The 26,021-nt window shown below is 56.6% G+C and carries 24 protein-coding genes, 1 pseudogene and 1 other annotated feature; of the genes and pseudogenes, 5 read left to right on the top strand and 20 right to left on the bottom strand.

Features of this window, described 5'->3' with window-relative positions:
- Nucleotides 1-4: 4 nt before the first annotated feature.
- On the top strand, nt 5-694 hold the full coding sequence (gene citB / locus BN3796_RS08475; RefSeq protein ID WP_061708826.1) for a citrate response regulator transcription factor CitB: 690 nt from the start codon (nt 5-7) through the stop codon (nt 692-694).
- Nucleotides 695-746: 52 nt separating this feature from the next.
- On the opposite strand, the gene ispH is transcribed toward citB, so the two are convergent.
- From ispH to BN3796_RS21175, 6 genes and pseudogenes are all read right to left on the bottom strand, one after another.
- A complete protein-coding gene (gene ispH / locus BN3796_RS08470) occupies nt 747-1,697 on the bottom strand; it encodes a 4-hydroxy-3-methylbut-2-enyl diphosphate reductase (protein ID WP_061707924.1) in 951 nt (316 codons plus the stop codon).
- Complete coding sequence (gene fkpB, locus BN3796_RS08465) at nt 1,678-2,148, bottom strand: FKBP-type peptidyl-prolyl cis-trans isomerase (protein ID WP_061707923.1); 471 nt, start codon at nt 2,146-2,148, stop codon at nt 1,678-1,680. Before fkpB ends, ispH begins: the two co-directional genes overlap by 20 nt.
- Before the next feature lie 84 nt (nt 2,149-2,232).
- Complete coding sequence (gene lspA / locus BN3796_RS08460; RefSeq protein WP_061707922.1) at nt 2,233-2,733, bottom strand: signal peptidase II; 501 nt, start codon at nt 2,731-2,733, stop codon at nt 2,233-2,235.
- A complete protein-coding gene (gene ileS / locus BN3796_RS08455; protein WP_061707921.1) occupies nt 2,733-5,549 on the bottom strand; it encodes an isoleucine--tRNA ligase in 2,817 nt (938 codons plus the stop codon). Before ileS ends, lspA begins: the two co-directional genes overlap by 1 nt.
- 33 nt (nt 5,550-5,582) lie before the next feature.
- The gene (ribF, locus tag BN3796_RS08450) at nt 5,583-6,521 is read right to left on the bottom strand and encodes a bifunctional riboflavin kinase/FAD synthetase (RefSeq protein WP_061707920.1); all 939 of its coding nucleotides are present in this window, start codon (nt 6,519-6,521) and stop codon (nt 5,583-5,585) included.
- Between the two features lie 151 nt (nt 6,522-6,672).
- Nucleotides 6,673-6,741, bottom strand: a pseudogene (locus tag BN3796_RS21175) (DUF2575 domain-containing protein); the annotation flags it as partial.
- A 108-nt stretch (nt 6,742-6,849) separates the two neighbouring features.
- On the opposite strand from BN3796_RS21175, the gene rpsT reads away from it, so the two are divergent.
- A complete protein-coding gene (gene rpsT / locus BN3796_RS08445) occupies nt 6,850-7,113 on the top strand; it encodes a 30S ribosomal protein S20 (RefSeq protein WP_002887965.1) in 264 nt (87 codons plus the stop codon).
- 58 nt (nt 7,114-7,171) lie between these two features.
- Here the strand turns inward: rpsT and nhaR are convergent, their stop codons facing one another.
- The 4 genes from nhaR to dnaK all read right to left on the bottom strand — a co-directional run bounded on the left by nhaR (nt 7,172) and on the right by dnaK (nt 12,616).
- The gene (gene nhaR / locus BN3796_RS08440) at nt 7,172-8,071 is read right to left on the bottom strand and encodes a transcriptional activator NhaR (RefSeq protein WP_061707919.1); all 900 of its coding nucleotides are present in this window, start codon (nt 8,069-8,071) and stop codon (nt 7,172-7,174) included.
- A 57-nt stretch (nt 8,072-8,128) separates the two neighbouring features.
- Nucleotides 8,129-9,304, bottom strand: a complete 1,176-nt coding sequence (nhaA, locus tag BN3796_RS08435) for a Na+/H+ antiporter NhaA (RefSeq protein WP_061707918.1) — start codon at nt 9,302-9,304, stop codon at nt 8,129-8,131.
- 170 nt (nt 9,305-9,474) lie between these two features.
- Entirely contained in the window at nt 9,475-10,617 is a 1,143-nt protein-coding gene (gene dnaJ, locus BN3796_RS08430) for a molecular chaperone DnaJ (protein ID WP_061707917.1), read from the bottom strand.
- A gap of 85 nt (nt 10,618-10,702) precedes the next feature.
- On the bottom strand, nt 10,703-12,616 hold the full coding sequence (gene dnaK, locus BN3796_RS08425; protein ID WP_061707916.1) for a molecular chaperone DnaK: 1,914 nt from the start codon (nt 12,614-12,616) through the stop codon (nt 10,703-10,705).
- A gap of 293 nt (nt 12,617-12,909) precedes the next feature.
- Between dnaK and satP the strand changes: the two genes are divergently transcribed.
- On the top strand, nt 12,910-13,476 hold the full coding sequence (satP, locus tag BN3796_RS08420; RefSeq protein WP_061707915.1) for an acetate uptake transporter: 567 nt from the start codon (nt 12,910-12,912) through the stop codon (nt 13,474-13,476).
- Between the two features lie 39 nt (nt 13,477-13,515).
- Here satP and BN3796_RS08415 read toward each other — a convergent pair whose 3' ends face one another.
- The 3 genes from BN3796_RS08415 to tal all read right to left on the bottom strand — a co-directional run bounded on the left by BN3796_RS08415 (nt 13,516) and on the right by tal (nt 16,588).
- Nucleotides 13,516-14,823 carry an MFS transporter gene (locus tag BN3796_RS08415; protein ID WP_061707914.1) on the bottom strand — a complete coding sequence of 436 codons (1,308 nt, stop codon included), beginning with the start codon at nt 14,821-14,823 and terminating at the stop codon, nt 13,516-13,518.
- 117 nt (nt 14,824-14,940) lie between these two features.
- Nucleotides 14,941-15,528 (bottom strand): molybdopterin adenylyltransferase, encoded by a 588-nt coding sequence (gene mog, locus BN3796_RS08410; RefSeq protein ID WP_061707913.1) that lies wholly within the window; start codon nt 15,526-15,528, stop codon nt 14,941-14,943.
- Between the two features lie 106 nt (nt 15,529-15,634).
- Entirely contained in the window at nt 15,635-16,588 is a 954-nt protein-coding gene (tal, locus tag BN3796_RS08405) for a transaldolase (RefSeq protein ID WP_061707912.1), read from the bottom strand.
- Nucleotides 16,589-16,844: 256 nt separating this feature from the next.
- On the opposite strand from tal, the gene BN3796_RS08400 reads away from it, so the two are divergent.
- Nucleotides 16,845-18,275 carry an alanine/glycine:cation symporter family protein gene (locus BN3796_RS08400; protein WP_061707911.1) on the top strand — a complete coding sequence of 477 codons (1,431 nt, stop codon included), beginning with the start codon at nt 16,845-16,847 and terminating at the stop codon, nt 18,273-18,275.
- Nucleotides 18,276-18,341: 66 nt separating this feature from the next.
- Nucleotides 18,342-19,115 (top strand): peroxide stress protein YaaA, encoded by a 774-nt coding sequence (gene yaaA / locus BN3796_RS08395; RefSeq protein ID WP_061707910.1) that lies wholly within the window; start codon nt 18,342-18,344, stop codon nt 19,113-19,115.
- Between the two features lie 45 nt (nt 19,116-19,160).
- Here yaaA and BN3796_RS08390 read toward each other — a convergent pair whose 3' ends face one another.
- The 7 genes from BN3796_RS08390 to yjjY all read right to left on the bottom strand — a co-directional run bounded on the left by BN3796_RS08390 (nt 19,161) and on the right by yjjY (nt 25,990).
- Complete coding sequence (locus tag BN3796_RS08390; RefSeq protein WP_061707909.1) at nt 19,161-19,472, bottom strand: DUF2502 domain-containing protein; 312 nt, start codon at nt 19,470-19,472, stop codon at nt 19,161-19,163.
- 247 nt (nt 19,473-19,719) lie between these two features.
- The gene (thrC, locus tag BN3796_RS08385) at nt 19,720-21,006 is read right to left on the bottom strand and encodes a threonine synthase (RefSeq protein ID WP_061707908.1); all 1,287 of its coding nucleotides are present in this window, start codon (nt 21,004-21,006) and stop codon (nt 19,720-19,722) included.
- Between the two features lie 3 nt (nt 21,007-21,009).
- Nucleotides 21,010-21,939, bottom strand: coding sequence for a homoserine kinase (gene thrB / locus BN3796_RS08380; protein ID WP_061707907.1), 930 nt, complete (start codon nt 21,937-21,939; stop codon nt 21,010-21,012).
- A 1-nt stretch (nt 21,940) separates the two neighbouring features.
- Nucleotides 21,941-24,403, bottom strand: a complete 2,463-nt coding sequence (thrA, locus tag BN3796_RS08375; protein WP_061707906.1) for a bifunctional aspartate kinase/homoserine dehydrogenase I — start codon at nt 24,401-24,403, stop codon at nt 21,941-21,943.
- Between the two features lie 25 nt (nt 24,404-24,428).
- Nucleotides 24,429-24,546 (bottom strand) — a sequence feature (Thr leader region).
- Complete coding sequence (gene thrL, locus BN3796_RS20700) at nt 24,485-24,553, bottom strand: thr operon leader peptide (protein WP_148381800.1); 69 nt, start codon at nt 24,551-24,553, stop codon at nt 24,485-24,487. (Overlaps the previous feature by 62 nt.)
- 210 nt (nt 24,554-24,763) lie before the next feature.
- Nucleotides 24,764-25,450 carry a tRNA/rRNA methyltransferase gene (locus BN3796_RS08370; protein ID WP_061707905.1) on the bottom strand — a complete coding sequence of 229 codons (687 nt, stop codon included), beginning with the start codon at nt 25,448-25,450 and terminating at the stop codon, nt 24,764-24,766.
- A gap of 399 nt (nt 25,451-25,849) precedes the next feature.
- Nucleotides 25,850-25,990, bottom strand: a complete 141-nt coding sequence (yjjY, locus tag BN3796_RS20695) for a YjjY family protein (RefSeq protein ID WP_001541509.1) — start codon at nt 25,988-25,990, stop codon at nt 25,850-25,852.
- Nucleotides 25,991-26,021: the final 31 nt, after the last annotated feature.

Here is a 26,021-nt window from a genome sequence, read left to right as displayed (position 1 = left end):
GATCATGGACAGTATTGCAACGCTCATTGTTGAAGATGAACCTTTACTGGCAGAAATACTGGTAGATACCATCAGGCAGTTTCCGCACTATAACGTTATCGCCGTCGCCGATAAGCTGGAAACCGCGAAAAAATATCTCCGCCTATACCAGCCCCAGCTTATCCTGCTGGATAACTTTCTCCCGGATGGCAAAGGCATCGATTTTATCCGGCACACCATCAGCAACAACTACGAAGGACGCATCATTTTTATCACCGCAGACAACCATATGGATACCATTAGCGAGGCTATCCGTCTGGGCGTTTTTGATTACCTTATCAAACCGGTTCATCACCAGCGCCTGCAGCAAACGCTGGAGAGATTTAGCCGCTATCGCAGTTCGCTGCGCTCCAGCGAGCAGGCCAACCAGAACCATGTGGATGCGCTTTTTAATATGCTGGCGAAAGAGCAGGAAACCACGGGATCCTCCGCCCTGCGCGGAATCGATGAAAACACGCTCGCCCGGGTACGCGACTGTTTTCTGAACCCGGAAAACGTCCACACTACCGATTCACTGGCTCGTCTGCTCGGCAGTAGCAAAACTACCGCCCGTCGCTATCTGGAACAAGGGGTACGGGAGGGATTTCTTGAGGCAGAAATACTCTACGGCAAGGTCGGCAGGCCGGAGCGTATCTATCGCGGGAAAAACGGTTAACAAGAGGAAAAATGCCGGTCACACAGTAACCGGCATTTGATAAGTGGGGCGATTATTCGACTTCGCGCGCGTCGATACGCAGCTCTTTCGGCACCTCAAAGACAATGTTCTCTTCACGGCCTTCCAGCGGCACCGCTTCGCCGCCACCCAGCTCCTGCAGGCGGGCAATCACGTTCTGCACCAGGATATCCGGGGCGGAAGCGCCTGCGGTGACGCCGACGCACGCCGCCGTCTTCACCCACTCTTCCTGAATATCGGTCGCATCGTCGATCAGAAACGCCGCTTTACCCATCCGCTGGGCCAGCTCCGCCAGACGGTTGGAGTTAGAGGAGTTTTTCGAGCCCACCACCAGCACCACATCCGCCTGCTCCGCCAGCGCGCGCACCGCCTCCTGGCGGTTGGTCGTGGCGTAGCAAATATCATCTTTACGCGGCCCGACGATTTTCGGGAAGCGGGTACGCAGGGCGTCAATGACATCGGAGGTGTCGTCAACCGAGAGCGTGGTCTGGGTCATAAACGATAGCTTCGTTTCGTTTTTCACCGTCAGCTTAAAGACATCTTCCGGCGACTCCACCAGGTACATCCCCCCAGCCGGGTTGCTGTACTGTCCCATGGTGCCTTCCACTTCGGGATGCCCCGCGTGGCCGATGAGAATCGACTCTTCACCGCGACGGCTGGCACGGGCAACTTCCATATGCACTTTGGTCACCAGCGGGCAGGTCGCATCGAAGACGGTCAAATCGCGGCTTTTCGCTTCGTTGCGCACCGCCTGGGAGACACCGTGGGCGGAGAAAATCAGGATCGCGCCGTCCGGCACTTCGCTAATCTGCTCGATAAAAATGGCCCCGCGCTCGCGCAGGCTATCCACCACGTAGCGGTTATGAACCACTTCATGACGTACATAAATCGGCGCGCCGTAAATTTCCAGCGCGTTTTCAACAATGCTGATTGCACGGTCTACGCCTGCGCAGAAGCCGCGCGGATTAGCCAACAGAATCTGCATTTACACCCTCCAGCGCCGGGTCGATCTCCAGCACTTCAACATCAAAATGGACGGTACGGCCCGCCAGCGGATGGTTGAAGTCAACGGTGATGGAATCACCGCTGATTTCGCGGATCACGCCGGGCATTTCGCTGCCATCCATTGCGGTGAAGAGCATAATCGCCCCCACTTCCGGCTCGCCCGCATCCATAAACTCGCGGCGGGAGAAATACTGGATCAGGTCCGGGCTTGGCACGCCGAACGCCGCATCAGGCTCCAGCGAGAAGGCTTTTTTCTCCCCCTCTTTCAGCCCAAGAAGCTGCTGCTCGAGACCTTCCGAAAGGGAAGTATCGCCAAGGCGGAACAGCGCGGGTTTGCCGTTATTGCGGGTGGATTCGGCGGTAGAGCCATCGTCCAGCTTCAGCGTGAAATGAACGAGAACCGCGCTGTTGCTCTGTACGGATTTAGACATGCAAATTGCTCGCTTTTTTTTGCCCGGTGGCGCTGCGCTTACCGGGCCTACATTAATCGTAAGCGCAGCGCCGCCCGGCGGGTTTTACGCCTGCTCTTTCGCTGCGGGCTTAGGCAAGAAGCCTTCCAGCACAATCATCGCCGCGCCGATGCAAATGGCGCTATCGGCAAGGTTGAAAGTAGCGAAGTGCCAGTTGCCGACGTAGAAGTCGATCATATCGACCACGAAGCCGTGCCACAGGCGATCAAACAGGTTGCCCAGCGCGCCGCCAATGATCAGCGCGTAAGCGATATTGTTCAGCTTCTGCGTCGCCTTCGAGCGGTACATCAGCACAGCCAGTATCACGCAGATGCCGATGGCGATCCCTGCGAAGAACCAGCGCTGCCAGCCGCCGCTGTCGGCGAGGAAGCTAAACGCCGCGCCATAGTTGCGCGCGTAGTGAAGATTAAGCGACGGGAACAGCGATACCGTATCCCCCAGAGCAAAGTTCTGGAGGATCAGGAATTTACTGCCCAAATCGATAATCAGCACGACTACCACCAGCCACAGCCAGCGTAGCCCTGTTGAACTCAACGATTTACTCATCAGGCAAACTTACGTTTTTCGCCATCACCGGCGACGTTGCTCACACAGCGTCCGCAGATATCTGCGTGTTCCGCCACCTGGCCGATATCGGTGGTGTAGTGCCAGCAGCGCGGACACTTCTCCCCTTCGGCTTTATTCAGCGCCACCTTCAGCCCTTTGAGCATTTCGCTCTGCTGGGCGTCGGCGCTTGCGTCGGCATAATCCGCAACTTTCGCGCCAGAGGTCAACAGGACAAATCGTAATTCATCGCCCAGCGCGGTCAGTTTCGCCGCCAGCTCCGGTTCTGCGTACAGGGTTACCGCCGCTTCCAGCGAGCCGCCCACTTTCTTGTCGGCGCGCGCCTGCTCGATCACCTTGTTCACTTCGCCACGCACTTTCAGCAGCTCGTCCCAGAAGGCGTCGTTCATCGGCTCGGTCTCTGCAAGGCCAAACAGCCCTTCATACCACTCGCCGGTAAAGACATACTTCTCGCGATCGCCTGGCAGATAGCCCCAGATCTCATCGGCAGTGAAGGACATGATCGGTGCCATCCAGCGCACCAGCGCTTCCGCGATATGATAGAGCGCGGTCTGGCAGCTGCGACGCGCCCGGCTTTCCGCTTTCGCGGTGTACTGGCGGTCCTTGATGATGTCGAGGTAGAACGAACCCATCTCGATGGAGCAGAAGCGCATCAGGCGCTGCACCACTTCGTGGAAATCGTAAGACTCGTAGGCTTTCAGGATATCTTCCTGCGCCGCTTTCGCGCAGCCCACCGCCCAGCGATCCAGCACTACCATCTCTTCCGGTTTGACCATATCTTTCGCCGGATCGAAACCGTTCAGGTTAGCCAGCAGGAAGCGCGCGGTGTTACGGATACGACGATAGCTGTCGGCGGCACGTTTGAGGATCTCGTCAGAAACGGCCATCTCACCGGTATAGTCGGTGGAAGCGACCCACAGACGCAGAATATCCGCGCCCAGCTTGTTCATAACGTCCTGCGGCGACACGGTATTGCCGATAGACTTGGACATCTTACGACCCTGACCATCCACGGTGAAACCGTGGGTCAGCACCTGACGGTACGGCGCTTTGCCCTTCATGGCGGTAGAGATCATCAGGGAGGACATGAACCAGCCGCGGTGCTGGTCAGAGCCTTCCAGATACATGTCGGCGGCGTGACCGGCAAATTCCGGACGCACGTCAACCACGGAAGCGTGGGTAGAACCGGAGTCAAACCATACGTCCAGGGTATCAGGCACTTTCTCGTAGCTGTAAGCATCATCGCCCAGGATGTCGCGCGAATCGAGATCCCACCAGGCCTGGATGCCGTCAACTTCCACACGCTTCGCGACCTCTTCCATCAGCTCCAGCGTACGCGGGTGCAGCTCCTGCGTCTCTTTATGCACAAACAGGGACATCGGCACGCCCCAGGTGCGCTGACGGGAGATACACCAGTCAGGACGGTTGGCCACCATCGATTCGATACGCGCCTGGCCCCAGTCCGGGATCCACTGCACGCCTTTGATCTCTTTCAGCGACTGCTCGCGCAGCCCTTTCTGATCCATGCTGACGAACCACTGCGGGGTCGCGCGGAAGATGATCGGCGTCTTATGGCGCCAGCAGCATGGGTAGCTGTGCTGCATCTTCTCAACGTGCAGCAGCGCGCCGTTGTCGCGCAGCATATCGACGATGATGTCGTTTGCCTTAAAGACATTCACGCCGTCAAGCGTCGGATAGGTGCCAGGCAGATAGGCGCCGTCCGGTCCAACCGGGTTCGCAATTTCCAGACCATATTTCAGGCTGATGTTGTAGTCGTCCGGACCGTGACCGCCTGCGGTATGGACCGCGCCGGTACCGGCGTCGAGGGTAACATGCTCACCCAGAATCGCCGGCACGTCGAAGTCGAGGAACGGATGCTTAAAGCGCAGATGTTCCAGTTCGGCACCGTTGACGGTACCCAGCACGGTGTAGTCGCTGACGTGGATGCGCTTCATCACGCTCTCCACCAGATCTTTCGCCACGATCAGCGCTTTGCCCTCAACCTGCACCAGCGCGTAGTCAAACTCGGCAGAGAGAGAGATAGCGCGGTTCGCCGGCAGGGTCCACGGTGTGGTGGTCCAGATAACCAGCGAGATCGGACCGCTGACGCCCGGCAGACCGAATTTGCCCTTCAGCGCATCCTGATCGACCGCTTCAAACGCGACGTCGATGGAAGGAGAGGTTTTGTCGTAATACTCCACTTCCGCTTCCGCCAGCGCAGAGCGGCAGTCCACGCACCAGTGCACCGGCTTGGCCCCTTTGTGCAGATGGCCATTACCGATGATCTTACCGAGCGCGCGGATGATGTTGGCTTCGGTTTTGAAGTCCATGGTCAGATACGGATGAGACCAGTCGCCCAGTACGCCCAGACGGATAAAGTCTTTGCGCTGCCCTTCAACCTGAGTCGCGGCATACTCGCGGCACTTCGCGCGGAACTCGGCGGCGGTGAATTTCTCGCCCGGCTTGCCAAACTCCTGCTCTACCTTCAGTTCGATCGGCAGACCGTGACAGTCCCAGCCCGGCACGTAAGGCGAATCAAAGCCCGCCAGCCCTTTGGACTTGACGATAATGTCTTTCAGAATTTTGTTGACTGAGTGACCAATATGAATGCTGCCATTCGCATATGGAGGGCCATCATGCAAAATGAAGGTTTTTTTGCCTTTTTTGGCTGCACGAATGATGCCGTACAGGTCATCATCGGTCCAACGCGCCAGCATTCCCGGTTCGCGCTTGGCGAGATCGCCGCGCATCGGGAACCCTGTTTCCGGCAAATTCAGGGTTGATTTATAGTCACTCATCAGATTTTCGTTTCCGTATTGATCACTCAGGCGTTAAGCCGGGTTTGATAGCCCAAAAAACTGCCGGGCCGTTAATTCATCACGCGCGATTTGCGCCTTCAGCTCGTCAAGCGAGGCGAATCGCTGCTCGTTGCGTATCTTTTTACGCAGGATTACATCTATATGGCGACCATACAGGTCCATTGCAATATCCAGCAGATGAACTTCTAACTGCTGGCGTACCCCCGCCACCGTTGGCCGGGTGCCGATGTTCGCCACGCCGGGTAAAGGCTTATCGCCCAGACCGGTCACTTCCACCGCATAGACCCCTTTTACCGGGGAAACCTGACGACGCAGCGGTACATTCGCCGTCGGAAAACCGATGGTACGCCCCAGCTCATCCCCATGAACGACGCGCCCGGAGATGGAGAAAGGGTGTCCTAAGAGTGTTTCAGCCATATCAAGCTGGTCATCCGCCAGCGCCTGGCGCACCGCCGTGCTGCTCACGCGCACGCCGCGCTCGCAGAAAGTCAGGGTGCTGGTGACCTCAAAGCCATACTCCAGGCCAGCCTTCTGTAATAACAAGAAATCCCCCTGACGACCAGCGCCAAAGCGGAAATCATCGCCCACCGCCAAAAAGCGCACGCCAAGGCGTTTGACCAGCAGATCGCCGACAAAATTTTGCGCCGTCAGGGCGGCGAAACGGCGATCGAAACGCACGCAAAGTACGTAATCCACGCCGCACTCGGCCAGGTAGCGCAGCTTATCGCGCAGCCGCGTTAAGCGAGCGGGCGCTTTTTCGCCAGCAAACAGCTCCAGCGGCTGCGGCTCGAAAATCATAACAACAACCGGCAGCCCACGAGCCTGCCCTTCTTTACGCAATCCCTGCAACAGCGCCTGATGCCCACGATGCACGCCGTCGAAATTACCAATGGTCAGCACGCACCCGTGCGGGGCTTTGCTGAGATTATGTATGCCGCGTATCAGCTTCATGACAGGCTCAAAACAGTGAAAATCGTCAGAGTATACCTTGTACAACGGTTAAGGTTAACCGACGATTGAAGCCTCAAAACAGAAAGCCTTAATGATTTCATCAGCGTTGGCTTTGCTGGCGAAAAAAACTGCCGTTAAACTGCGTTTTTTATGCCGAAAAGCTGTATTCAGCCGCCACAAGCTGGTAGAATCCTGCGCCATCACTACGTAACGAGCGTCGTCACATTAACGGCGCTTATTTGCACAAATCCATTGACAAAAGAGGGCACAGAGGGCATATTCCTCGGCCTTTGAATTGTCCACATAGATCATATTTGGGAGTTGGACCTTGGCTAATATCAAATCAGCTAAGAAACGTGCCGTTCAGTCTGAAAAGGCTCGTAAGCACAACGCAAGCCGTCGCTCTATGATGCGTACCTTCATCAAGAAAGTATACGCAGCAATCGAAGCTGGCGACAAAGCTGCTGCACAGAAAGCATTTAACGAAATGCAACCGATCGTGGATCGCCAGGCTGCTAAAGGCCTGATCCACAAAAACAAAGCAGCGCGTCATAAGGCTAACCTGACTGCGCAGATCAACAAACTGGCTTAATCGCCGCTTGTTGTTGCTTGTTTGAAAGAACCCGCTTAACGCGGGTTTTTTTATATCCTTAGCGCGCGGGTGGCGTAAAGAGCGCCGAGTAGTCGCGATTGCAGATGCGCTGCACCGCCGGGTGCTGGATCATACGTTCCGCAAATATCGCGTGATACTCCTCCATCACGTTCTCCACCCTGCCTACCTCGGTAACCTTATCGTCAAGATAGAGATCGTGCGCGTAGAGCGTCGGCGCCACAAAAATGGCGTTATGCGCTTCGCCAAACGCTTTCATCAGCGCCGCGTCGTCGAACTCGCCTAAAACCTCCACCTGCAGGCCCTGGGAGTTAAACCAGTTCAGCAGCTTACGCCCCAGCATGGAACGCCGTCCGGGAATAAGCAGGCGCCGCTCTTCCAGGCAGGCAGGAAAGGGTTTTTCCGGCGGCGGGTTGATGCACCAGAAGCTTACGCCGCACTCGCCAATCTTCACCGAGAAGAGTCCTTCCTGCTGGGTGGAGTCGATGGGGCAATCGGAAATAATCATATCAAGCTTATGCTGGCTAAGCTGCTCCAGCAGCATCTCATGCGTGGACTCGAAACAGCGCAGATGGATTTGCTCATTCTCCGCCACCGCCGCATCCAGCACGCCGCTGACCAGACGCTTTGACAGCGCATCCGCCACGCCAACGTCAAACAGCAGGTTGGACTCCTTGCGGTAGTTGACGATATCAAGCATCTCCTGACTGAGGGTGAACATCTTATCGGCATAGCGAAAGACCAGTTCCCCCAGCTCGCTCGGCTCAATGCCGCGCCCTTTACGCTTGAACAGTTTTCCCTGCAGGCGCTCTTCCAGGGCTTTGATCTGCCCTGTCACCGTCTGCGGCGTCAGGTAGAGCGCTTCGGCGGCACCCACGACCGAGCCCTCTTTATAGACGTGCCAGAAATAATAGAGATGGTTATAGTTGATATGAGGCATGACTCTCTCCCTGATCCTGATATCGGGCGAGGGACTCAGCCCCCGCCCCGTTTCCTGTTATGTCGGCTGCGCTTGCCCCGACAGTTTCACTTTCAGTAAGGCGTATCCGGTAAACGCCGCAAGCAGCGACCCGAGCAGAATACCCAGCTTAGCCCATACGATAAGCTGCGGATCCTGTGATGCGAAGGCCAGCGTCGAGATAAAAATCGACATGGTAAAGCCGATCCCGCACAGCACGCCCACCGCCATGATTTGCCGGAACGTAGTGCCTTGCGGCAGCGTCGCCAGCTTCAGCTTCAGCGCCAGCCAGCAGAAGAGCGAAATACCCAGCGGCTTACCGATAAAGAGCCCGGCGACGATCCCCAGCGGCAGCATGGAGGTCAGCCCCTCCACCGTAACGCCCTGCAGCGATACGCCCGCATTGGCAAAGGCGAACAGCGGCAGGATCAGAAACGCCACCCACGGATGCAGGACATGCTCAAGCTGTTTCGCCGGCGATTTGCCATTCTGCTCTTTCAGCGGAATCAGGAAGCCGATGATAACGCCCGCCAGGGTGGCATGGACACCGGACTTCAGCACCGCCGTCCAGAGAACTGCGCCCACCAGCAGATAAATCCCGGTACGGCGTACGCCACTCAGATTCAGCAAGACCAGCACCGCGATCGCTGCCGCCGCCACGCTGAGCGACATAACCGACAGATCGCTGGTATAGAACAGGGCAATAATCACGATAGCGCCGAGATCGTCGATAATCGCCAGCGCCATAAGGAAGATCTTCAGCGCGACCGGCACGCGGTTACCAAGCAGCGCCAGCACGCCCAGCGCAAAGGCGATATCGGTCGCGGCGGGGATCGCCCAGCCGTCGCGCGCTATCGGATCATTATAGTTAAACGCCAGATAGAGCAGCGCAGGAACCACCATTCCCCCCAGCGCGGCAATAATCGGAAAAACCGCGCGCTGGCGGCTGGCAAGGGAGCCTAAAACCAGTTCGCGCTTCACCTCCAGCCCCACCAGCAGGAAAAAGATCGCCATCAGCGCATCGTTAATCCAGAGCAGCATGTTTTTATTGATTTCCAGCGCGCCCACGCGCAATTCAACCGGCGTTTGCAGGAACGCGTGATAACTCCCCTGCGTCACTCCCAGGTTCGCCAGTGCCATTGCCAGCGCGGCGGCCACAATCAGTACGATCCCGCCGGCAGCCTCACTTTTGAAAAAACGCTGTAGTAGTTTCACTTTAGCTCTCTCTTTAACCTACCATACCTCGAGAAAACCATAATACCAACGTAAAAAACTCGGCAAAAACAGATTAATATTGGCTATATATTCAGTTTTTCCGAGGCATAACGATAAAAATGAAAAAGCCCGGAATCGCTTCCAGGCTTTTTGACAGAAAGGGCAGCAGCTTAGCGGGTCAGGTCATCAAAAAACTTTTTCACGCCGTCGAAAAAGCTTTTGGAACGCGGGCTGTTTTTCTCGCCCGTCGGGCCGCCAAAGCTCTCCTGCAGCTCTTTCAGCAGCTGTTTCTGCTTGTCGTTCAGACCCACCGGCGTTTCAACCACCACACGGCAGAGCAGGTCGCCCTGCGCGCCGCCGCGTACCGACTTAACGCCTTTCCCACGCATGCGGAACAGCTTGCCGGTCTGGGTTTCGCCAGGCACTTTCAGGTTAACGCGGCCGTCCAGCGTCGGTACTTCGATTTCACCGCCGAGCGCGGCCATCGCGAAGTTAATCGGCACTTCACAATAAAGGTTGTTCCCTTCGCGCTCGAAGATCGCGTGCTGTTTAACCTGCACCTGAACGTAGAGATCGCCTGCCGGTGCGCCATGCTCACCCGCTTCCCCCTCGCCTGCCAGACGGATGCGGTCGCCCGTGTCCACGCCTGCCGGAATTTTAACGGAGAGAGTTTTGGTTTTCTCAACGCGACCGTGACCGTGGCACTTGTTGCACGGATCTTTGATCAGCGTACCGCGCCCATGACAGTGCGGACAGGCCTGCTGCACCGCAAAGAAGCCCTGGCGCATCTGCACCTGACCGGAGCCGTGACAGGTCGGACAGGTCTGCGGCTGCGTTCCCGCTTTTGCGCCGCTGCCGTGGCAAACGTCACACTCTTCCAGCGTCGGGATACGGATCTCTTTGGTCACGCCACGAACCGCTTCTTCCAGCGTCAGCTCCATGTTGTAGCGTAGATCGGCGCCGCGCGCCGCGCGCTGACGGCCACGTCCGCCGCCAAAGATATCGCCAAAGACGTCGCCAAAGATATCGCTGAAATCCGCACCGCCGCCAAAGCCGCCGCCGAAACCGCCGCCGCCCATACCGCCCTGCTCAAACGCCGCGTGGCCATACTGGTCGTAAGCGGCGCGTTTTTGCGCATCGGTCAGGACTTCGTAGGCTTCTTTGATCTCTTTAAATTTCGCTTCGGCCTCTTTGTCACCCTGGTTGCGGTCAGGGTGATATTTCATGGCCAGGCGCTTGTACGCCTTTTTGATTTCACGCTCTTCCGCGGTTTTCGGAACGCCTAAAATCTCGTAGTAATCTTGCTTTGCCATCTTTTTTTATCTGCCCCTAACATGCGTGCACGGGCGGAGAGGAAACCTCTTCGCCCGTGCCAGTAATTACCCGTTCAAAGGGCGATTATTTTTTATCTTTAACTTCTTCGAACTCGGCGTCGACAACATCGTCATCTTTCGCGTTGCTCTGGGAAGCGTCAGCGCCTGCCTGCTGCTGTGCATGCTGCTGCTGAGCGATTTCCATCAGCTTCTGGGAAACCTGCGCCAGGGCCTGCATCTTCGCTTCGATATCCGCTTTGTCTTCGCCTTTCAGAGACGTTTCCAGCGCGCTCAGGGCAGACTCGATAGCCGTTTTGTCGTCAGCCGGCAGTTTATCGCCCGCTTCTTCAACCTGCTTGCGAGTGCTGTGCAGCAGATGGTCGCCCTGGTTGCGGGTCTGAACCAGCTCTTCGAACTTACGGTCAGACTCTGCGTTCGCTTCCGCTTCACGCACCATTTTCTGGATCTCTTCTTCGTTCAGACCGGAAGAGGCCTTGATGGTGATCTTCTGCTCTTTACCGCTGTTTTTGTCTTTCGCGGAAACGTGCAGAATACCGTCAGCATCGATATCGAAGGTCACTTCGATCTGCGGCATGCCGCGCGGCGCCGGGTTGATACCATCCAGGTTGAACTGACCCAGAGATTTGTTATCGGACGCACGTTTACGCTCACCCTGCAGCACATGGATGGTTACCGCAGACTGGTTGTCTTCAGCGGTAGAGAACACCTGGCTGTGCTTGGTCGGGATCGTGGTGTTTTTGGTGATCAGCGGAGTCATCACGCCGCCCATGGTTTCGATACCCAGAGAGAGCGGGGTAACGTCCAGCAGCAGTACGTCTTTCACATCACCCGTCAGCACGCCGCCCTGCACCGCAGCACCGATCGCCACAGCTTCATCCGGGTTAACGTCTTTACGCGGCTCTTTACCAAAGAACTCAGCCACTTTCTTCTGAACCATTGGCATACGGGTCTGACCACCAACGAGGATAACGTCGTTGATATCAGACACGGAGAGGCCAGCGTCCTGCAGAGCGACTTTCAGCGGCTCGATGGAACGGTTCACCAGATCTTCGACCAGGCTTTCCAGTTTCGCGCGAGTCACTTTGATGTTCATGTGTTTCGGACCGGTCGCGTCTGCGGTGATGTACGGCAGGTTCACGTCGGTCTGCTGCGCAGAAGAGAGCTCAATTTTCGCTTTTTCTGCCGCTTCTTTCAGGCGCTGCATCGCCAGCGGGTCGTTACGCAGGTCGATGCCCTGATCTTTCTTAAACTCGTCAACGAGGTAGTTGATCAGACGGGTATCGAAGTCTTCACCACCCAGGTGGGTATCACCGTTGGTTGCCAGTACTTCGAAGGTTTTTTCACCGTCAACTTCGTCGATTTCGATAATAGAGATATCGAAAGTACCGCCGCCGAGGTCATAAACCGCGATAGTACGGTTGCCGACTTCTTTATCCAGACCGTAAGCCAGCGCTGCTGCGGTCGGTTCGTTGATGATACGTTTGACTTCCAGACCAGCGATACGGCCTGCGTCTTTAGTCGCCTGACGCTGAGCATCGTTAAAGTAAGCCGGTACGGTGATAACAGCTTCGGTTACCGGTTCGCCCAGATAATCTTCAGCGGTTTTCTTCATTTTCTTCAGCACTTCAGCAGAGATCTGCGGCGGTGCCGTTTTGGTGCCTTTCACATCAAGCCATGCGTCGCCGTTGTCGGCTGCAACAATTTTGTACGGCATGATGGAAACGTCACGCTGAACTTCTTCATCCTGGAAGCGGCGGCCAATCAGGCGTTTGATTGCAAACAGGGTGTTTTGCGGGTTTGTCACTGCCTGACGTTTAGCCGGCTGACCAACCAGAGTTTCACCATCCTGGGTATAAGCAATAATAGAAGGCGTGGTGCGATCGCCCTCGGCGTTCTCCAGCACGCGTGCCTGAGTGCCGTCCATAATCGCTACACAAGAGTTGGTCGTACCCAGGTCGATACCAATAATTTTACCCATCTAAACGTCTCCACTAAAAATTCGGTCAACATGTGGTTGTGTACCTGTAATAAGGGCAGAAGGTGCTTTTTCAACTGCCCTGATTGATTTTTTTCAGGTCCACACACTGCGGTTGACTACAAGATGGGGTCGCAACGGATTCCATCAAGGGGGCGACATAAAAAATATTTTAATTTCCCCCCGTTCAGATCATAGACGCAGTCGATTGCGCCCCTTATGATGCCGCGCCCCGTCTGGGAGGTCAGGCGCGGGTTTCAATGTTTCATCCTTTTAATGACGATTTTTGAGGACATATGGGCAACACTAAGTTGGCTAATCCGGCTCCGCTGGGCCTGATGGGTTTCGGCATGACCACCATTCTGCTTAACCTGCATAATATGGGGCTCTTTCAGATGGATGGGGTTATCCTGGCGATGGGCATTTTTTATGGCGGTCTGGCACAGATTTTTGCGGGTCTGCTGGAATATAAGAAAGGCAACACCTTTGGTTTAACCGCGTTTACCTCTTACGGCGCTTTCTGGCTGTCGCTGGTAGCGATCCTGCTGATGCCAAACATGGGTCTGACCGGCGCGCCTGACGCGCATTTCCTGGGCGCGTATCTGGGGCTGTGGGGCGTGTTCACCCTGTTCATGTTCTTTGGTACCCTGGGGGCTAACCGTGCGCTGCAGTTCGTCTTCCTGAGCCTGACGGTGCTCTTCGCCCTGCTGGCGGTGGGTAACCTGACGGATAATGTCGGCGTTATCCACGTCGCAGGCTGGGTAGGTGTTATCTGTGGTGCCAGCGCGATCTATCTGGCGATGGGTGAAGTGCTGAACGAGCAGTATGGTCGTACCGTTCTGCCGATTGGCGAGAAGCACTAATCGTGTGTCGTGCCTGCGAAGCAGGCACGACCTTTCCTCTCAGGGCTGGGCAGGATTAACCAGCGCCGCTCCTCTCTCTTCAGCCGGCTCCCGGCGCAACCAGAAACCTATCCCCAGCCCCATCAGCGACAGCGCCAGTACATACCAGGCGGGCGCCATGGGCGAGACCCCCATCAGCAGCGCCACGGCCACCGGCGTCAGACCGCCGAAAATGGCGTAAGAGACGTTGTAGGAAAAAGAGATGCCGGTAAAGCGCACTTCCGCCGGGAAGGCACGCACCATCACATAGGGTACCGCCCCCACGACGCCCACGCACAGCCCGACGACACCATACAATAAGAAAAGATGCTCCGGGTGGCTGCCGGAAAGGTGATAAAAGGCCCAGCTCGAGGCCGCCAGCAGCAGGCTACCGATAATAAAAGTGCGGCTGGCGCCAAAACGATCCGCCGCCACGCCGGCGATAAGGCAGCCGAAGCAGAGCATGATGGTTGCCACGCTGTTCGCCTGCAGCGTTACCGCAGGCGCAAAGCCATATTGCTTTTGCAGCCAGACCGGGGACATCAGAATCACCACCACGATCCCGGCGGAGAGCAGCCAGGTCAGCAGCATCGAGATGACCACCGCTTTGCGGTGATGCACTACTACGGCCTTAACCGGCAGCTCCTGCGCCAGCGCCTTACGCTGCTGCATCTCAAGGAAGATCGGCGTCTCCTGCAGCCAGCGACGCAGGTACATCGCTACCAGCCCGAAGGCTCCGCCGAGCAAAAACGGGATCCGCCAGCCCCATTCATGCACCGCCTGCGGCGTCAGGCTGGTGTTCACCAGGGTGGCGACCACCGAGCCCAGCAGAATGCCGATGGTCAACCCGGCGGTCAGCGTGCCGCAGGCGATGCCGATGCGACGAGCCGGGACATGCTCGGCGACAAATACCCAGGCGCCCGGCACCTCGCCGCCAATTGCCGCCCCCTGCAATAAACGCATCAGCAACAGCAGCAGCGGAGCCACGATGCCCATCGATTCATAGGTAGGGAGCAGACCAATGGCCAGCGTCGGGACCGCCATCAGCAGGATGCTGAGCGTAAACATCTTTTTACGTCCCACCAGATCGCCGAAATGGGCCATGACAATGCCGCCGAGGGGGCGCGCCAGATACCCTGCGGCAAAAATACCGAAGGTCTGGAGCTGGCGCAGCCAGTCGGGGATATCCGCCGGGAAGAAGCGCTCCCCCACTACGGCGGCAAAAAAGACAAAGATGATGAAATCATAGAACTCCAGCGCGCCGCCGAGCGCCGCGAGGGAGAGCGTCTTGTAATCCTGACGATTCAGAGGTCGGGCGTAATGTGACATAGGGTACCCTTGCAAACGTAGTTATAGTTTTACAGCTTCCGTAAAGAAAAAATTACTATACCGTAAAACCCTTCGTACGCTACCGGGTCTGTAGCTTATGTCACAAAAGGGCAAATTTCAGGAGATCGTTTCACGCCTTGCGCTTTTCGGCCGAAAAGCTGCTACGAGCTGCGGATCGGTCTCGATATAAGGGCCATCCAGTAACTGTATACAATACGGTACACTTGCGAAGATACCCGCCACGACAACCTTCCCTTCCTCGGTTTTAACCCCTTCCAGCGTCTCCTGAATGGATTTTGGCTGGCCTGGCAAATTAAGGATGAGCGCCTGCTTGCGGATCACCCCGACCTGGCGGGAGAGGATCGCCGTTGGCACAAAGTGTAGGCTAATCTGCCGCATCTGCTCGCCAAAGCCCGGCATTTCACGATCGGCCACCGCCAGCGTGGCGTCAGGCGTCACGTCACGGCGGGCAGGCCCGGTTCCGCCGGTGGTCAACACCAGGTGACAGCTCATCTCATCCACCAGCTCGCAGAGGGTTTGTTCAATGATGGGCTGCTCATCCGGGATAAGGCGGGTTTCCAGCTGAAACGGGGTGGTCAGCGCGCGGGTAAGCCACGCTTCCAGCGCAGGGATGCCTTTATCCTGATAGATACCGCTGGAGGCGCGGTCAGAAATCGAAACGAGGCCGATGCGTAAGGTATTCATAGTCATTCCGTTCAAACAATACTGGAGGAGAATGATACACGCAGAAGGGAGGAACAGACAGGGCCAGGCGAAGAGAGCGTGGCCGGAAACCGGCCACGCAGAATGATTACAGCAGGTCGCCGATCATTTTTTCCAGTTTTTCCTGGTCAACGGCAAACTTGCGAATACCGTCCGCCAGTTTATCGACTGCCATCGGATCCTGGTTGTGCTGCCACAGGAACTCGGACTCGGTGATACGCTCAGGACGCGCTTTCACTTCACCGGTGTAGCTCAGCTTACGCTCCACGGTGCCTTCGCTTTCCGCCAGCTCTTTCAGCAGCGCAGGTGCGATAGTCAGACGGTCGCAGCCCGCCAGCTCAAGGATTTCGCCGATGTTACGGAAGCTGGCGCCCATCACGACGGTTTCATAGCCGTGCTGTTTGTAGTACTCGTAGATCTCGGTAACGGAGACCACGCCCGGATCTTCTGCGCCCGCGTACTCTTTCTTGTCGGTGTTGGCTTTGTACCAGTCGAGAATACGGCCGACGAACGGGGAGATCAGGTAGACACCCGCTTCGGCACAGGCGCGCGCCTGAGCGAAGGAGAAGAGCAGCGTCAGGTTACAGTTGATGCCCTCTTTCTCAAGCTGCTCGGCGGCGCGGATGCCCTGCCAGGTAGAAGCCAGCTTGATCAGGATACGATCGTTGCTGATGCCCGCGTCGTTATAGAGTTTGATCAGACGTTTGGCTTTCGCGATGGAGGCGTCGGTGTCGTAAGAGAGACGCGCGTCAACTTCAGTCGAGATACGGCCCGGAACCAGCTTCAGGATCTCAAGACCGATATTCACGGCCAGCTTATCGGTCGCATCCACAATCTGCTGCGCACGATCGCTGCTCTGGCTTTTCGCCCACGCAACGGCGTCGTCAATCAGTTTACGGTATTCAGGGATCTGTGCGGCGTTAAGGATGAGAGAAGGGTTAGTTGTGGCGTCCTGCGGCTGGTACAGCTTCATTGCCGCGATATCTCCGGTGTCAGCAACAACGGTCGTGAACTGACGAAGGGAGGTTAATTTATCCGTCATAGTAGTGTTTCTCTTTAACTTACCCTGGATAATTCACGCGACCGACAGTCAGCCGCGGAAAAATGACAGGTTTACTTGTTAGGGGGATGTAACCGGTCTGCCCTGATGATAACACGACGGAATACCAGCGCAACCGCAGACAGTGCACTCAACGATAGTATGATAAACTCGCAATATTAAGAGCTTGCTAATTAACAGATCGCTGCACATCTGCCAGCGACGGGCGGCTTATTCGGCATCAACAAGAGGGAAGTTAATGCCTGATTTCTTTTTGTTTATTAATGAAATCCTTTGGGGCTCGGTCATGATCTATCTGCTGCTTGGCGCGGGGATCTGGTTCACCGTGCGCAGCGGATTTGTTCAGTTTCGCTATATTCGCGATTTTGGCCTTAGTCTTAAAAACAGCGTAACGCCTCAGCCCGGCGGGCTGACCGCCTTTCAGGCGCTCTGTACCAGCCTTGCGGCACGCGTCGGCAGCGGCAATCTGGCGGGTGTCGCGCTGGCGATCGGCGCCGGCGGCCCCGGGGCGGTTTTCTGGATGTGGGTCGCCGCCATTGTGGGCATGGCCACTTCGTTTGCAGAAAGTTCGCTGGCGCAACTCTATAAAGAGCGGGATGCGCATGGGCAATTTCGCGGCGGCCCCGCATGGTATATGGCGCGCGGCCTCGGCATGCGCTGGATGGGGGTCCTCTTCTCCCTGCTGCTGCTTTTTGCCTATGGCCTTATTTTTAATACGGTCCAGGCCAACGCTATCTCTCACGCGCTGCGCTACGCCTGGGACGTTCCCGGGTGGCTGACGGGCATCCTGCTTGCCGCTTTTACGCTACTCGTCATCATCACCGGGATCCGCGGAGTGGCGCGCCTGATGCAGTGGCTGGTTCCCCTCATGGCGCTGCTGTGGATCCTGACGAGCCTGACTATCACCGCCCTGCATATTGATGCCTTGCCGAACGTCATCGCGACAATTTTTAAGTGCGCTTTTGGCTGGCACGAAGCGGCGGCCGGGGCGCTGGGCTATACCCTCAGCCAGGCGCTGACGGCGGGTTTCCAGCGCGGCATGTTTTCTAACGAAGCGGGAATGGGCTCAACGCCAAACATCGCGGCGGCGGCCTCGTCATATCCGCCCCATCCGGCGGCGCAGGGCATTGTGCAGATGATCGGCATTTTTATCGACACCATTGTCATCTGTTCCGCCAGTGCCATGGTTGTGCTGCTGGCAGGCCCGGTGGGACATGCAACCGAGATGGCCGGCATTCAGCTAATGCAGCAGGCGCTGGCGAAAATGATTGGCCCCTGGGGCTGCGGCTTTGTCTCGCTAATCATGGTGATGTTCGGCTTCAGCTCGATTGTGGCGAACTATATTTACGCCGAAAATAATCTTATTTTTCTGGGCGTTGATTCTTATCGCTCACGCTGGCTGTTGCGGGCGGGCATCGCGCTGATGGTGGTTATCGGCTCGGTTATGAGCCTGCCGCTACTCTGGCAGCTTGCCGATATGATTATGGCGCTGATGGCCATTACCAATCTCACCGCCATTCTGCTGCTGTCGCCAACGGTGAGGCTCATCGCCAGCGACTATTTGCGCCAGCGCAGGCTGGGGGTGAAGCCCGTGTTTGACCCTGCCCGCTACCCGGAAATCGAATCGCAAGTCGCGCCGGGAAGCTGGGATGATTTGCCGCGACAATAGCAGCTATCGATCTTTTCAGGGCTCTTTTTTGATAAAGTCGTTCTCCATTTTCTGCAAGGACTGGATATGCTGATTCTGATTTCTCCTGCAAAAACGCTCGATTACCAGAGCCCGCTTGCGACCGAACGTTATACCCAGCCCGAACTGCTGGACCACTCGCAGCAATTAATTCATGAGGCGCGCAAGCTGTCGGCGCCGCAGATCGCCCGCCTGATGGGGATCAGCGATAAGCTTGCCGATTTGAATGCGACCCGCTTCCATGACTGGCAGCCGGACTTTACCCCCGACAACGCCCGCCAGGCCCTGCTCGCCTTTAAAGGCGATGTCTATACCGGTCTGCAGGCCGAGACCTTCAGCGAGGCCGATTTTGATTTCGCCCAGCAGCATCTGCGCATGCTTTCCGGCCTTTACGGCGTTCTGCGTCCGCTGGATTTAATGCAGCCCTACCGTCTCGAGATGGGTATTCGCCTGGCTAATGCAAAAGGCGGCGATCTCTATCAGTTCTGGGGCGATATCATTACCGACACGCTGAACGAGGCGCTGGCGGCGCAGGGTGATAACGTGGTGGTAAATCTGGCCTCCGATGAATATTACCGTTCCGTGAAGCCGAAAAAGCTGAACGCGGAGATCGTTAAGCCAGTTTTCCTCGATGAAAAGAACGGTAAATTCAAAGTGATCAGCTTCTACGCCAAGAAAGCGCGCGGTCTGATGAGCCGCTACATTATCCAGAATCGCCTGACAACGCCGGAACAGCTGACCGGCTTTAACAGCGAAGGGTATGTCTTTGATGCCGCAGCTTCAGGGAACGGGGAATTAGTATTTAAGCGTCACGAGCAGTAAATCCCGCTGACTTGCCCCTCTCCAGGCGGGAAAAGGGGCGAAAGATCAGTGATGTTTTCCGCCCGGTCCATGATGAGGATCGCCGTGGCGATCGTTATGATGATCGTCATGATGCTTATCAGGATGGTGGTCATGGTGGTTGTCATGCGGGCGCCAGTGGTTATCACGCCAGTCATAGTGCGCCTTCCACCAGTCATGGTCGCGCCAGCGGCCGCCATCCCAGTAGTGTCCGTTATTATCGCGATCGCCAATCTGTAATTTAACCGCGGGTACGAGGGTGATCTCAGCGGCCTGTACCGCCATGGGAGCGACCAGCATCAGCGAAAGTGCGAGCAGCGCAGGTTTCAGTTTAGACATAGGTAACTCCTTTCATGCTTGCCCAACGTGGGCCGATGTAAGAAGCGTACGCGAGAGGAACGGAGGATGTTATTCTCTGCAATCCTAAACGCTAAGTTACCGCATTTATTGGGAATTTCTGCTTTTTCTCTGCTTATTTCCTCCTTATTTCCTCCATAAAAAAGCCGGGTGGCGGCTGCGCCTTACCCGGCCTGTGATTGAGGGTGTTACAGGCCCGGTAAGGCGTTGCCGCCACCGGGCGATAAACTTACGCTCGGGTCATCATTAGCTTGCGCAGCGCGGCAAAATTAGCAGGCAGTTCATGCGACAGCAGCGGCAGATCTGCACGGTCCGCCAGCTCCTTCGGCAGCGGCAGCGTTTCGCCCAGAATCGCCTCCACGCTCTCTTTAAACTTCGCCGGATGGGCGGTGCCGAGGAACAGGCCATACTCGCCAGGATTAAGCTGGTCGCGCAGCGCGCGGTACGCCACCGCGGCATGCGGCTCGGAGGTATAGCCGAGCGCTTTCAGCTCGCGCATGGTCGCTTTCGTGGTTTCATCGCTCACCGCCGCGTAACCGAGATCGCCAAGGCGCCAGATTTTACGACGGAACAGCTCCTCCACGCGCGGCCAGTTGTTGGGCTGCGACACATCCATCGCGTTGGAGAGTGTCGCCTGGGTCGCGTTCGGCGCCCAGTTCCCCTCTTTCAGGAAGCGCGGCACGGTGTCGTTGGCGTTGGTGGCGGCAATAAAGCGTTTCACCGGCAGGCCGAGTGATTTTGCCAGCAGGCCTGCGGTTAAATCGCCGAAGTTGCCGCTCGGCACGGAGATCACCAGCTGATTACGCGCCTCCTGCGGCAGCTGCGCGACGGCTTCAAAGTAGTAGCAGATCTGCGCCAGCAGGCGGCTGATGTTGATGGAGTTGGCGGAGTTGAGGCCCAGCGCCACTTTCAGCTCTTCATCGTCAAACGCCTGTTTCACCAGCGCCTGGCAGGCGTCGAAATCGCCGTCGATAGCGACGGTTTCAATGTTGCCGCCGAGGGTGCAGAAGAGTTTTTCCTGCAGCGGGCTGATTTTACCCTGCGGATAGAGGATCACCACGCGCACGTTTTTCAGGCCGTAGAAGGCGTGAGCCACCGCGGCGCCCGTGTCCCCGGAGGTGGCGGTCAGGATTGTCACCGGCTTATCGCCGCTGATATGGGTCAGCATCTGCGCCATAAAACGGCCGCCGAAATCTTTAAACGCCAGCGTCGGGCCGTGGAACAGCTCCAGACAGCCAATATCCGGCTCCACCTGGGTAACCGGCGCAGGGAAAGCGAAGGCCGCACGTACGCGCTCCTCCAGCAGCTCCTGCGGAATTTCATCGCCGATAAAGGCGGAGAGGATTTTCGCGCTGCGGCTGACGAAATCCTGCTTCAGCATCTCATCGATGTCGGTCAGGCTAAATTCCGGCAGATCGTGCGGAAAGAAAAGCCCCTGGTTTTTACCCAGCCCCTGAGTCACCGCCTGCGCAAAGCTGACCTGCTCATTGTGATCTTTAAGATTGTAGAGTTTCATGATTTATCCCAGTACTCGTGCGCCTGCCGTGTCCAGGCGGCAAATATGAACAAAGCCTTCCTGATTTTGCAGGTAGTGTGTAGTCAGCCAGTCAGCCACGCGCTGCGCGGTTTCCGGTTTATCGCAAAGGGCAAACAGGGTCGGGCCTGAGCCGGAGATACCGCAGGCGAGAGCTCCGGTATCCAGCGCCGCCTCGCGTGCCTTGTTAAAGCCCGGCAGCAGCTTCATGCGGTACGGCTCGGCAATCACATCTTTCATCAGCTTCGCCGCAAGCTGAGGCTGACGGGTGTAGCAGGCGTGAATAAAGCCCGCCAGATGACGGCCATGAGCAATGCACTCCTGCCGACGATACTGCGCAGGCAGGATGGCGCGCGCCTCGGCGGTGGAGACCTTGATCCCCGGGTAGGCCAGCACCCACAGCCACTCGTCAAAACCCGGCACCTGCTGGCTGATGATGCCATTCTCTTCGATCATCAGCTGCATACCGCCCAGGAAACAGGGCGCGACATTATCGTAATGAATGCTACCGGAAATACGCCCTTCCAGCTCGCCCATCAGCGCCAGCAGACGGGTATTATTCAGTGGCTTACCGCAATATTCATTCATCGCCACCAGCGCCGCCACTACTGAACAGGCGCTGGACCCCAGCCCGGAGCCAATCGGCATGCTTTTTTCCAGCGTCATGGCGACGGGAACCGTTTTGCCGATCTCCTGACAAAAGCGCTCCCAGCACTGGTAGACGATATTCTCTCGCGGTTCGGGGGGGAGTTTACTGGCGAAGCGCCCTGCGTTATGCAGCGTAAAGCTCTCAGCAGACTCCACCGTTACCGTATCGCCCAGCAGGGAACCATCGACTGGCGTGACCGCCGCGCCCAGCACATCAAACCCGACGCTCATGTTGGCACTGGAGGCGGGGGCATATACTTTCACCATCTTAAACTCCTAACTTCCATGACAGGGTACGCAGCAGATCGGCAAACACGCCCGCCGCCGTGACGTCGTTGCCGGCACCATAGCCGCGCAGCACCAGCGGCAGCGGCTGGTAGTAGTGGCTGTAAAAGGCCAGCGCGTTCTCGCCGTTTTTGACTTTAAAGAGCGGATCGTTGCCGTCAACCGCAGCAATTTTTACGCAGCAGGTACCATCCTCTTCGATGTTGCCCACATAGCGCAATACCTTCCCTTCATCACGGGCTTGTGCCACGCGGGCGGCAAAGTCGTCATCCAGTTGCGTCAGTCGGGCCATAAAGTTTTCCACGTCGCCGCTGGCATCAAAGGAGGCGGGAAGTACCGGCTCAATGACGATGTCAGAAAGCTCCAGCTCACGCCCGGTTTCACGGGCGAGGATCAGCAGCTTGCGCGCCACATCCATGCCCGAAAGATCGTCGCGCGGGTCCGGCTCGGTATAGCCCAGCTCGCGGGCCGTCCGGGTCGCTTCAGAGAGACTTACCCCTTCGTCGAGCTTACCGAAGATAAACGACAGCGAACCGGAGAGGATGCCGGAAAAACGCTGCAGCTCATCCCCCGCGTTCAGCAGGTTTTGCAGGTTTTCAATCACCGGCAGCCCGGCCCCCACGTTGGTGTCATAGAGGAACTTGCGGCGTGATTTGCTCGCCGCCGCGCGCAGCTGGTGGTAGTACGCCATCGACGAGGTGTTGGCCTTTTTGTTGGGCGTTACCACATGAAACCCTTCGCGCAGGAAATCGGCGTACTGGTCGGCTACCGCCTGATGGGAGGTGCAATCGACTATCACCGGGTTCAGCAGGTGATACTCCTTCACCAGCCGGATCAGGCGGCCCAGGTTAAAGGGCTCTTTCGCTTCTGCCAGCTCCGCCTGCCAGTTCTCCAGATTCAGGCCGTGAACGCTGGTGAGCAGCGCCTTTGAGTTCGCCACGCCGCAGACGCGCAGGTCGATATGTTTGTCCTTCAGCCAGGCCTGCTGGCGCTTAAGCTGTTCCAGCAACGCCCCGCCGACGCCGCCGACGCCAATCACAAAGACTTCGATCACCTGATCGGTATTGAAAAGCATCTGATGGGTGACACGCACTCCAGTGGTGGCATCCTCATTGTCGACCACTACCGAAATAGAGCGCTCGGAGGAGCCCTGGGCGATCGCCACAATGTTGATATTGGCGCGTGCCAGAGCAGCGAAGAATTTCGCGGAGATGCCGCGCAGGGTGCGCATACCGTCGCCCACGACCGAGATAATCGCCAGACGTTCCTGGATCGAGAGCGGCTCCAGCAACCCCTCTTTCAGCTCCAGATAGAACTCCTCTTCCAGCGCGCGGCGGGCGCGCAGGCAGTCGGCCTGCGGCACACAGAAGCTGATGCTGTATTCAGAGGAGGACTGGGTAATCAGAACCACGGAGATACCGTTGCGGGACATGGCGGCAAAGACGCGCGCCGCCATGCCTACCATCCCTTTCATACCGGGACCGGAGACGCTGAACATCGCCATATTATTCAGGTTGGAAATCCCCTTCACCGGCAGGTCGTCCTCGTTGTGACTGCCGCCAATCAGCGTGCCTGGCGCCTGCGGGTTACCGGTATTTTTAATCAGACAGGGGATCTGGAACTGGGCGATGGGGGAGATGGTGCGCGGATGAAGCACTTTCGCGCCAAAATAGGAGAGTTCCATCGCCTCCTGGTAAGACATCGACTTCAGCAGCCTGGCGTCCGGCACCTGGCGCGGATCGCAGGTATAAACACCGTCAACGTCGGTCCAGATTTCGCAGCAGTCGGCGCGCAGGCAGGCGGCCAGCACCGCGGCGGAGTAATCAGAACCGTTACGGCCCAGCACCACCAGTTCGCCCTTCTCATTGCCCGCCGTAAAGCCCGCCATCAGAATCATATGGTCCGAGGGGATCTGGCTGGCGGCGATGCGTCGGGTGGATTCGGTGATATCGACAGTAGATTCGAGGTAATGGCCCATCGCCAGCAATTTTTCGACCGGGTCGATAACGGTGACCTGATGACCACGGGCTTCCAGCAGGCCTGCCATAATGGCAATGGAGAGTTTCTCGCCGCGGCAAATCAGCGACGCGTTAATGCTGTCCGGGCACTGACCGAGCAGGCTGATACCATGCAGAACGTGTTTGATTTGCGCAAATTCCTGCGCGACGAATGCGTTAAGCTGCGCCAGCGGAAAACCCGGCTGCGCATCGGCCAGCCCCTGAAGCAGATCGGCGAAAATGCGCTCGGCGTCGCTGATGTTCGGCAGGGCATCCTGGCCACCGATGGTTTTTTCAATCATCGCCACCAGGTGGTTCGTGATTTTCGCCGGGGCAGAGAGCACGGTCGCGACCTGTCCCTGCCTGGCATTACTCTCCAGAATATCGGCAACGCGAAGGAAACGCTCCGCATTTGCCACTGATGTACCGCCGAACTTCAACACTCGCATGGTCTTAACCTCGTGATCTCTGGTCGAAAAAAAAGCCCGCACTGTTCAGGTGCGGGCTTTTTTCTGTTTTTCCTGTACGCGTCAGCCCGCACCGTTACCTGTGGTAATGGTGATGGTTGTGGTAATGGTGGTGATGCTGATGCGTGTCATGGATGTTGTGTACTCTGTCATTATTATCTGTCTGTGCTCTATTCTTTTAGGGTTAAAGGATCGGGCACCGTAAGTCAATGAATTTTTAATTTGATCACAATTTGCGCTACACTGGCGACCCGCTGTCTGACGCTTCACTTCCAACCTGTCAGACCATGGACAACCTTATCACCAGTCATTTTCGCCATCATAAAAACTTATCGCAGCGTTTTACTCTGCCAGTTTTTTTTCGATATCGTGCAGCAACCGATGGAGCATGGCGGTGTCGCGCTGCTCAAGCAGCCCAAGGCGCTGATCCAGCCAGTCCGCCATTTTAATGTCGTCCGCCACGCCCAGCCGCGACAGTAAGCTTTGCGTGCGGGCGCGCAGGGCGACAAGCTGATGTTCATCAGCGCCAGCGGCCTGCGGCGCGGAAATTTGCATTAAGGATGCTAATTGATAGCAATAGACCATCACCGCCTGCCCCAGATTAAGCGAAGGATAATCCGCCGCCATCGGCACCCCTGTCAGCACGTCGGCGAGCGCCAGCTCTTCGTTGGTGAGACCTGAATCTTCCCGGCCAAAAACCAGTGCCGCCCTGCCCAGCCACTGGCTTTTTTCCGCCAGAAGCGGCACCAGTTCTTCCGGGGTCGCGTAGTAATGAAACTTCGCCCTGCTGCGCGCGGTGGTAGCGACCGTGAAGGAGACATCGTGAAGCGCGTCGGCCAGCGTCTCATAATGTGTAATATTATCAATGATATCGCCAGAACCATGCGCCACCCTGCGCGCCGCGGGTTCATGATACGCCTCGCTCGCCACAATCCGTAAATCGGTAAAGCCCATCGTTTTCATGGCCCGCGCGGCGGCGCCAATATTTTCGGCTCTCGCTGGCGAAACCAGCACTATCGACAAATGCATTTCTGCTCTCTTTTTAATCAGTTACAGTAAAAAAATGTGATGCCCGTCAACATATTACGCAGCGCGAATTTACAAAATTGCAACACAAATCACCGAAATGATGCCCCACAATGAATTAAAAAAGCTAAACTGTTTTGCAGATGAACTATCCGTTCAGCTACGGGTAAACATAACTTATCCCTATGTTTACTAATGATAATAAGCTGTCAATTCGCTTTTTTTGTTTGGATTCATTTCGTTTATTAATTAATGTTTGCAACCACTTGGTTTATTGTAAATTTGTTAAAAAGGCTATCATTCAGCTACGATGATTTCATCAAACTGTTAACGTGCTACAATTGAACTTGATATATGTCAACGAAGCGTAGTTTTATTGGGTGTCCGGAACGTCTTAGCCTGTTATGTTGCTGTTAAAATGGTTAGGATGACAGCCGTTTTTGACACTGTCGGGTCCAGAGGGAAAGTGCCCACGACCAAGCTAATGATGTTGTTGACGTTGATGGAAAGTGCATCAAGAACGCAATTACGTACTTTAGTCACGTTAGCCTGGTCATGTTAATTTGCAACATGC

Source organism: Pseudenterobacter timonensis (assembly GCF_900021175.1).
GTDB lineage: Bacteria > Pseudomonadota > Gammaproteobacteria > Enterobacterales > Enterobacteriaceae > Enterobacter > Enterobacter timonensis.
This window is presented reverse-complemented; position numbering and strand designations above follow the sequence as displayed.

Bases quoted from the DNA above. Each gene is read 5' to 3' on its own strand.
- tal (WP_061707912.1), bottom strand. From the start codon at position 16,588: ATGACGGATAAATTAACCTCCCTTCGTCAGTTCACGACCGTTGTTGCT.
- BN3796_RS08390 (WP_061707909.1), bottom strand. From the start codon at position 19,472: ATGTCTAAACTGAAACCTGCGCTGCTCGCACTTTCGCTGATGCTGGTC.
- ribF (WP_061707920.1), bottom strand. From the start codon at position 6,521: ATGAAGCTGATACGCGGCATACATAATCTCAGCAAAGCCCCGCACGGG.
- BN3796_RS08370 (WP_061707905.1), bottom strand. From the start codon at position 25,450: ATGCATTTGTCGATAGTGCTGGTTTCGCCAGCGAGAGCCGAAAATATT.
- lspA (WP_061707922.1), bottom strand. From the start codon at position 2,733: ATGAGTAAATCGTTGAGTTCAACAGGGCTACGCTGGCTGTGGCTGGTG.
- ileS (WP_061707921.1), bottom strand. From the start codon at position 5,549: ATGAGTGACTATAAATCAACCCTGAATTTGCCGGAAACAGGGTTCCCG.
- thrB (WP_061707907.1), bottom strand. From the start codon at position 21,939: ATGGTGAAAGTATATGCCCCCGCCTCCAGTGCCAACATGAGCGTCGGG.
- thrA (WP_061707906.1), bottom strand. From the start codon at position 24,403: ATGCGAGTGTTGAAGTTCGGCGGTACATCAGTGGCAAATGCGGAGCGT.
- mog (WP_061707913.1), bottom strand. From the start codon at position 15,528: ATGAATACCTTACGCATCGGCCTCGTTTCGATTTCTGACCGCGCCTCC.
- ispH (WP_061707924.1), bottom strand. From the start codon at position 1,697: ATGCAGATTCTGTTGGCTAATCCGCGCGGCTTCTGCGCAGGCGTAGAC.
- fkpB (WP_061707923.1), bottom strand. From the start codon at position 2,148: ATGTCTAAATCCGTACAGAGCAACAGCGCGGTTCTCGTTCATTTCACG.
- dnaK (WP_061707916.1), bottom strand. From the start codon at position 12,616: ATGGGTAAAATTATTGGTATCGACCTGGGTACGACCAACTCTTGTGTA.
- BN3796_RS08400 (WP_061707911.1), top strand. From the start codon at position 16,845: ATGCCTGATTTCTTTTTGTTTATTAATGAAATCCTTTGGGGCTCGGTC.
- citB (WP_061708826.1), top strand. From the start codon at position 5: ATGGACAGTATTGCAACGCTCATTGTTGAAGATGAACCTTTACTGGCA.
- yaaA (WP_061707910.1), top strand. From the start codon at position 18,342: ATGCTGATTCTGATTTCTCCTGCAAAAACGCTCGATTACCAGAGCCCG.
- BN3796_RS08415 (WP_061707914.1), bottom strand. From the start codon at position 14,823: ATGTCACATTACGCCCGACCTCTGAATCGTCAGGATTACAAGACGCTC.
- dnaJ (WP_061707917.1), bottom strand. From the start codon at position 10,617: ATGGCAAAGCAAGATTACTACGAGATTTTAGGCGTTCCGAAAACCGCG.
- thrC (WP_061707908.1), bottom strand. From the start codon at position 21,006: ATGAAACTCTACAATCTTAAAGATCACAATGAGCAGGTCAGCTTTGCG.
- nhaR (WP_061707919.1), bottom strand. From the start codon at position 8,071: ATGCCTCATATCAACTATAACCATCTCTATTATTTCTGGCACGTCTAT.
- satP (WP_061707915.1), top strand. From the start codon at position 12,910: ATGGGCAACACTAAGTTGGCTAATCCGGCTCCGCTGGGCCTGATGGGT.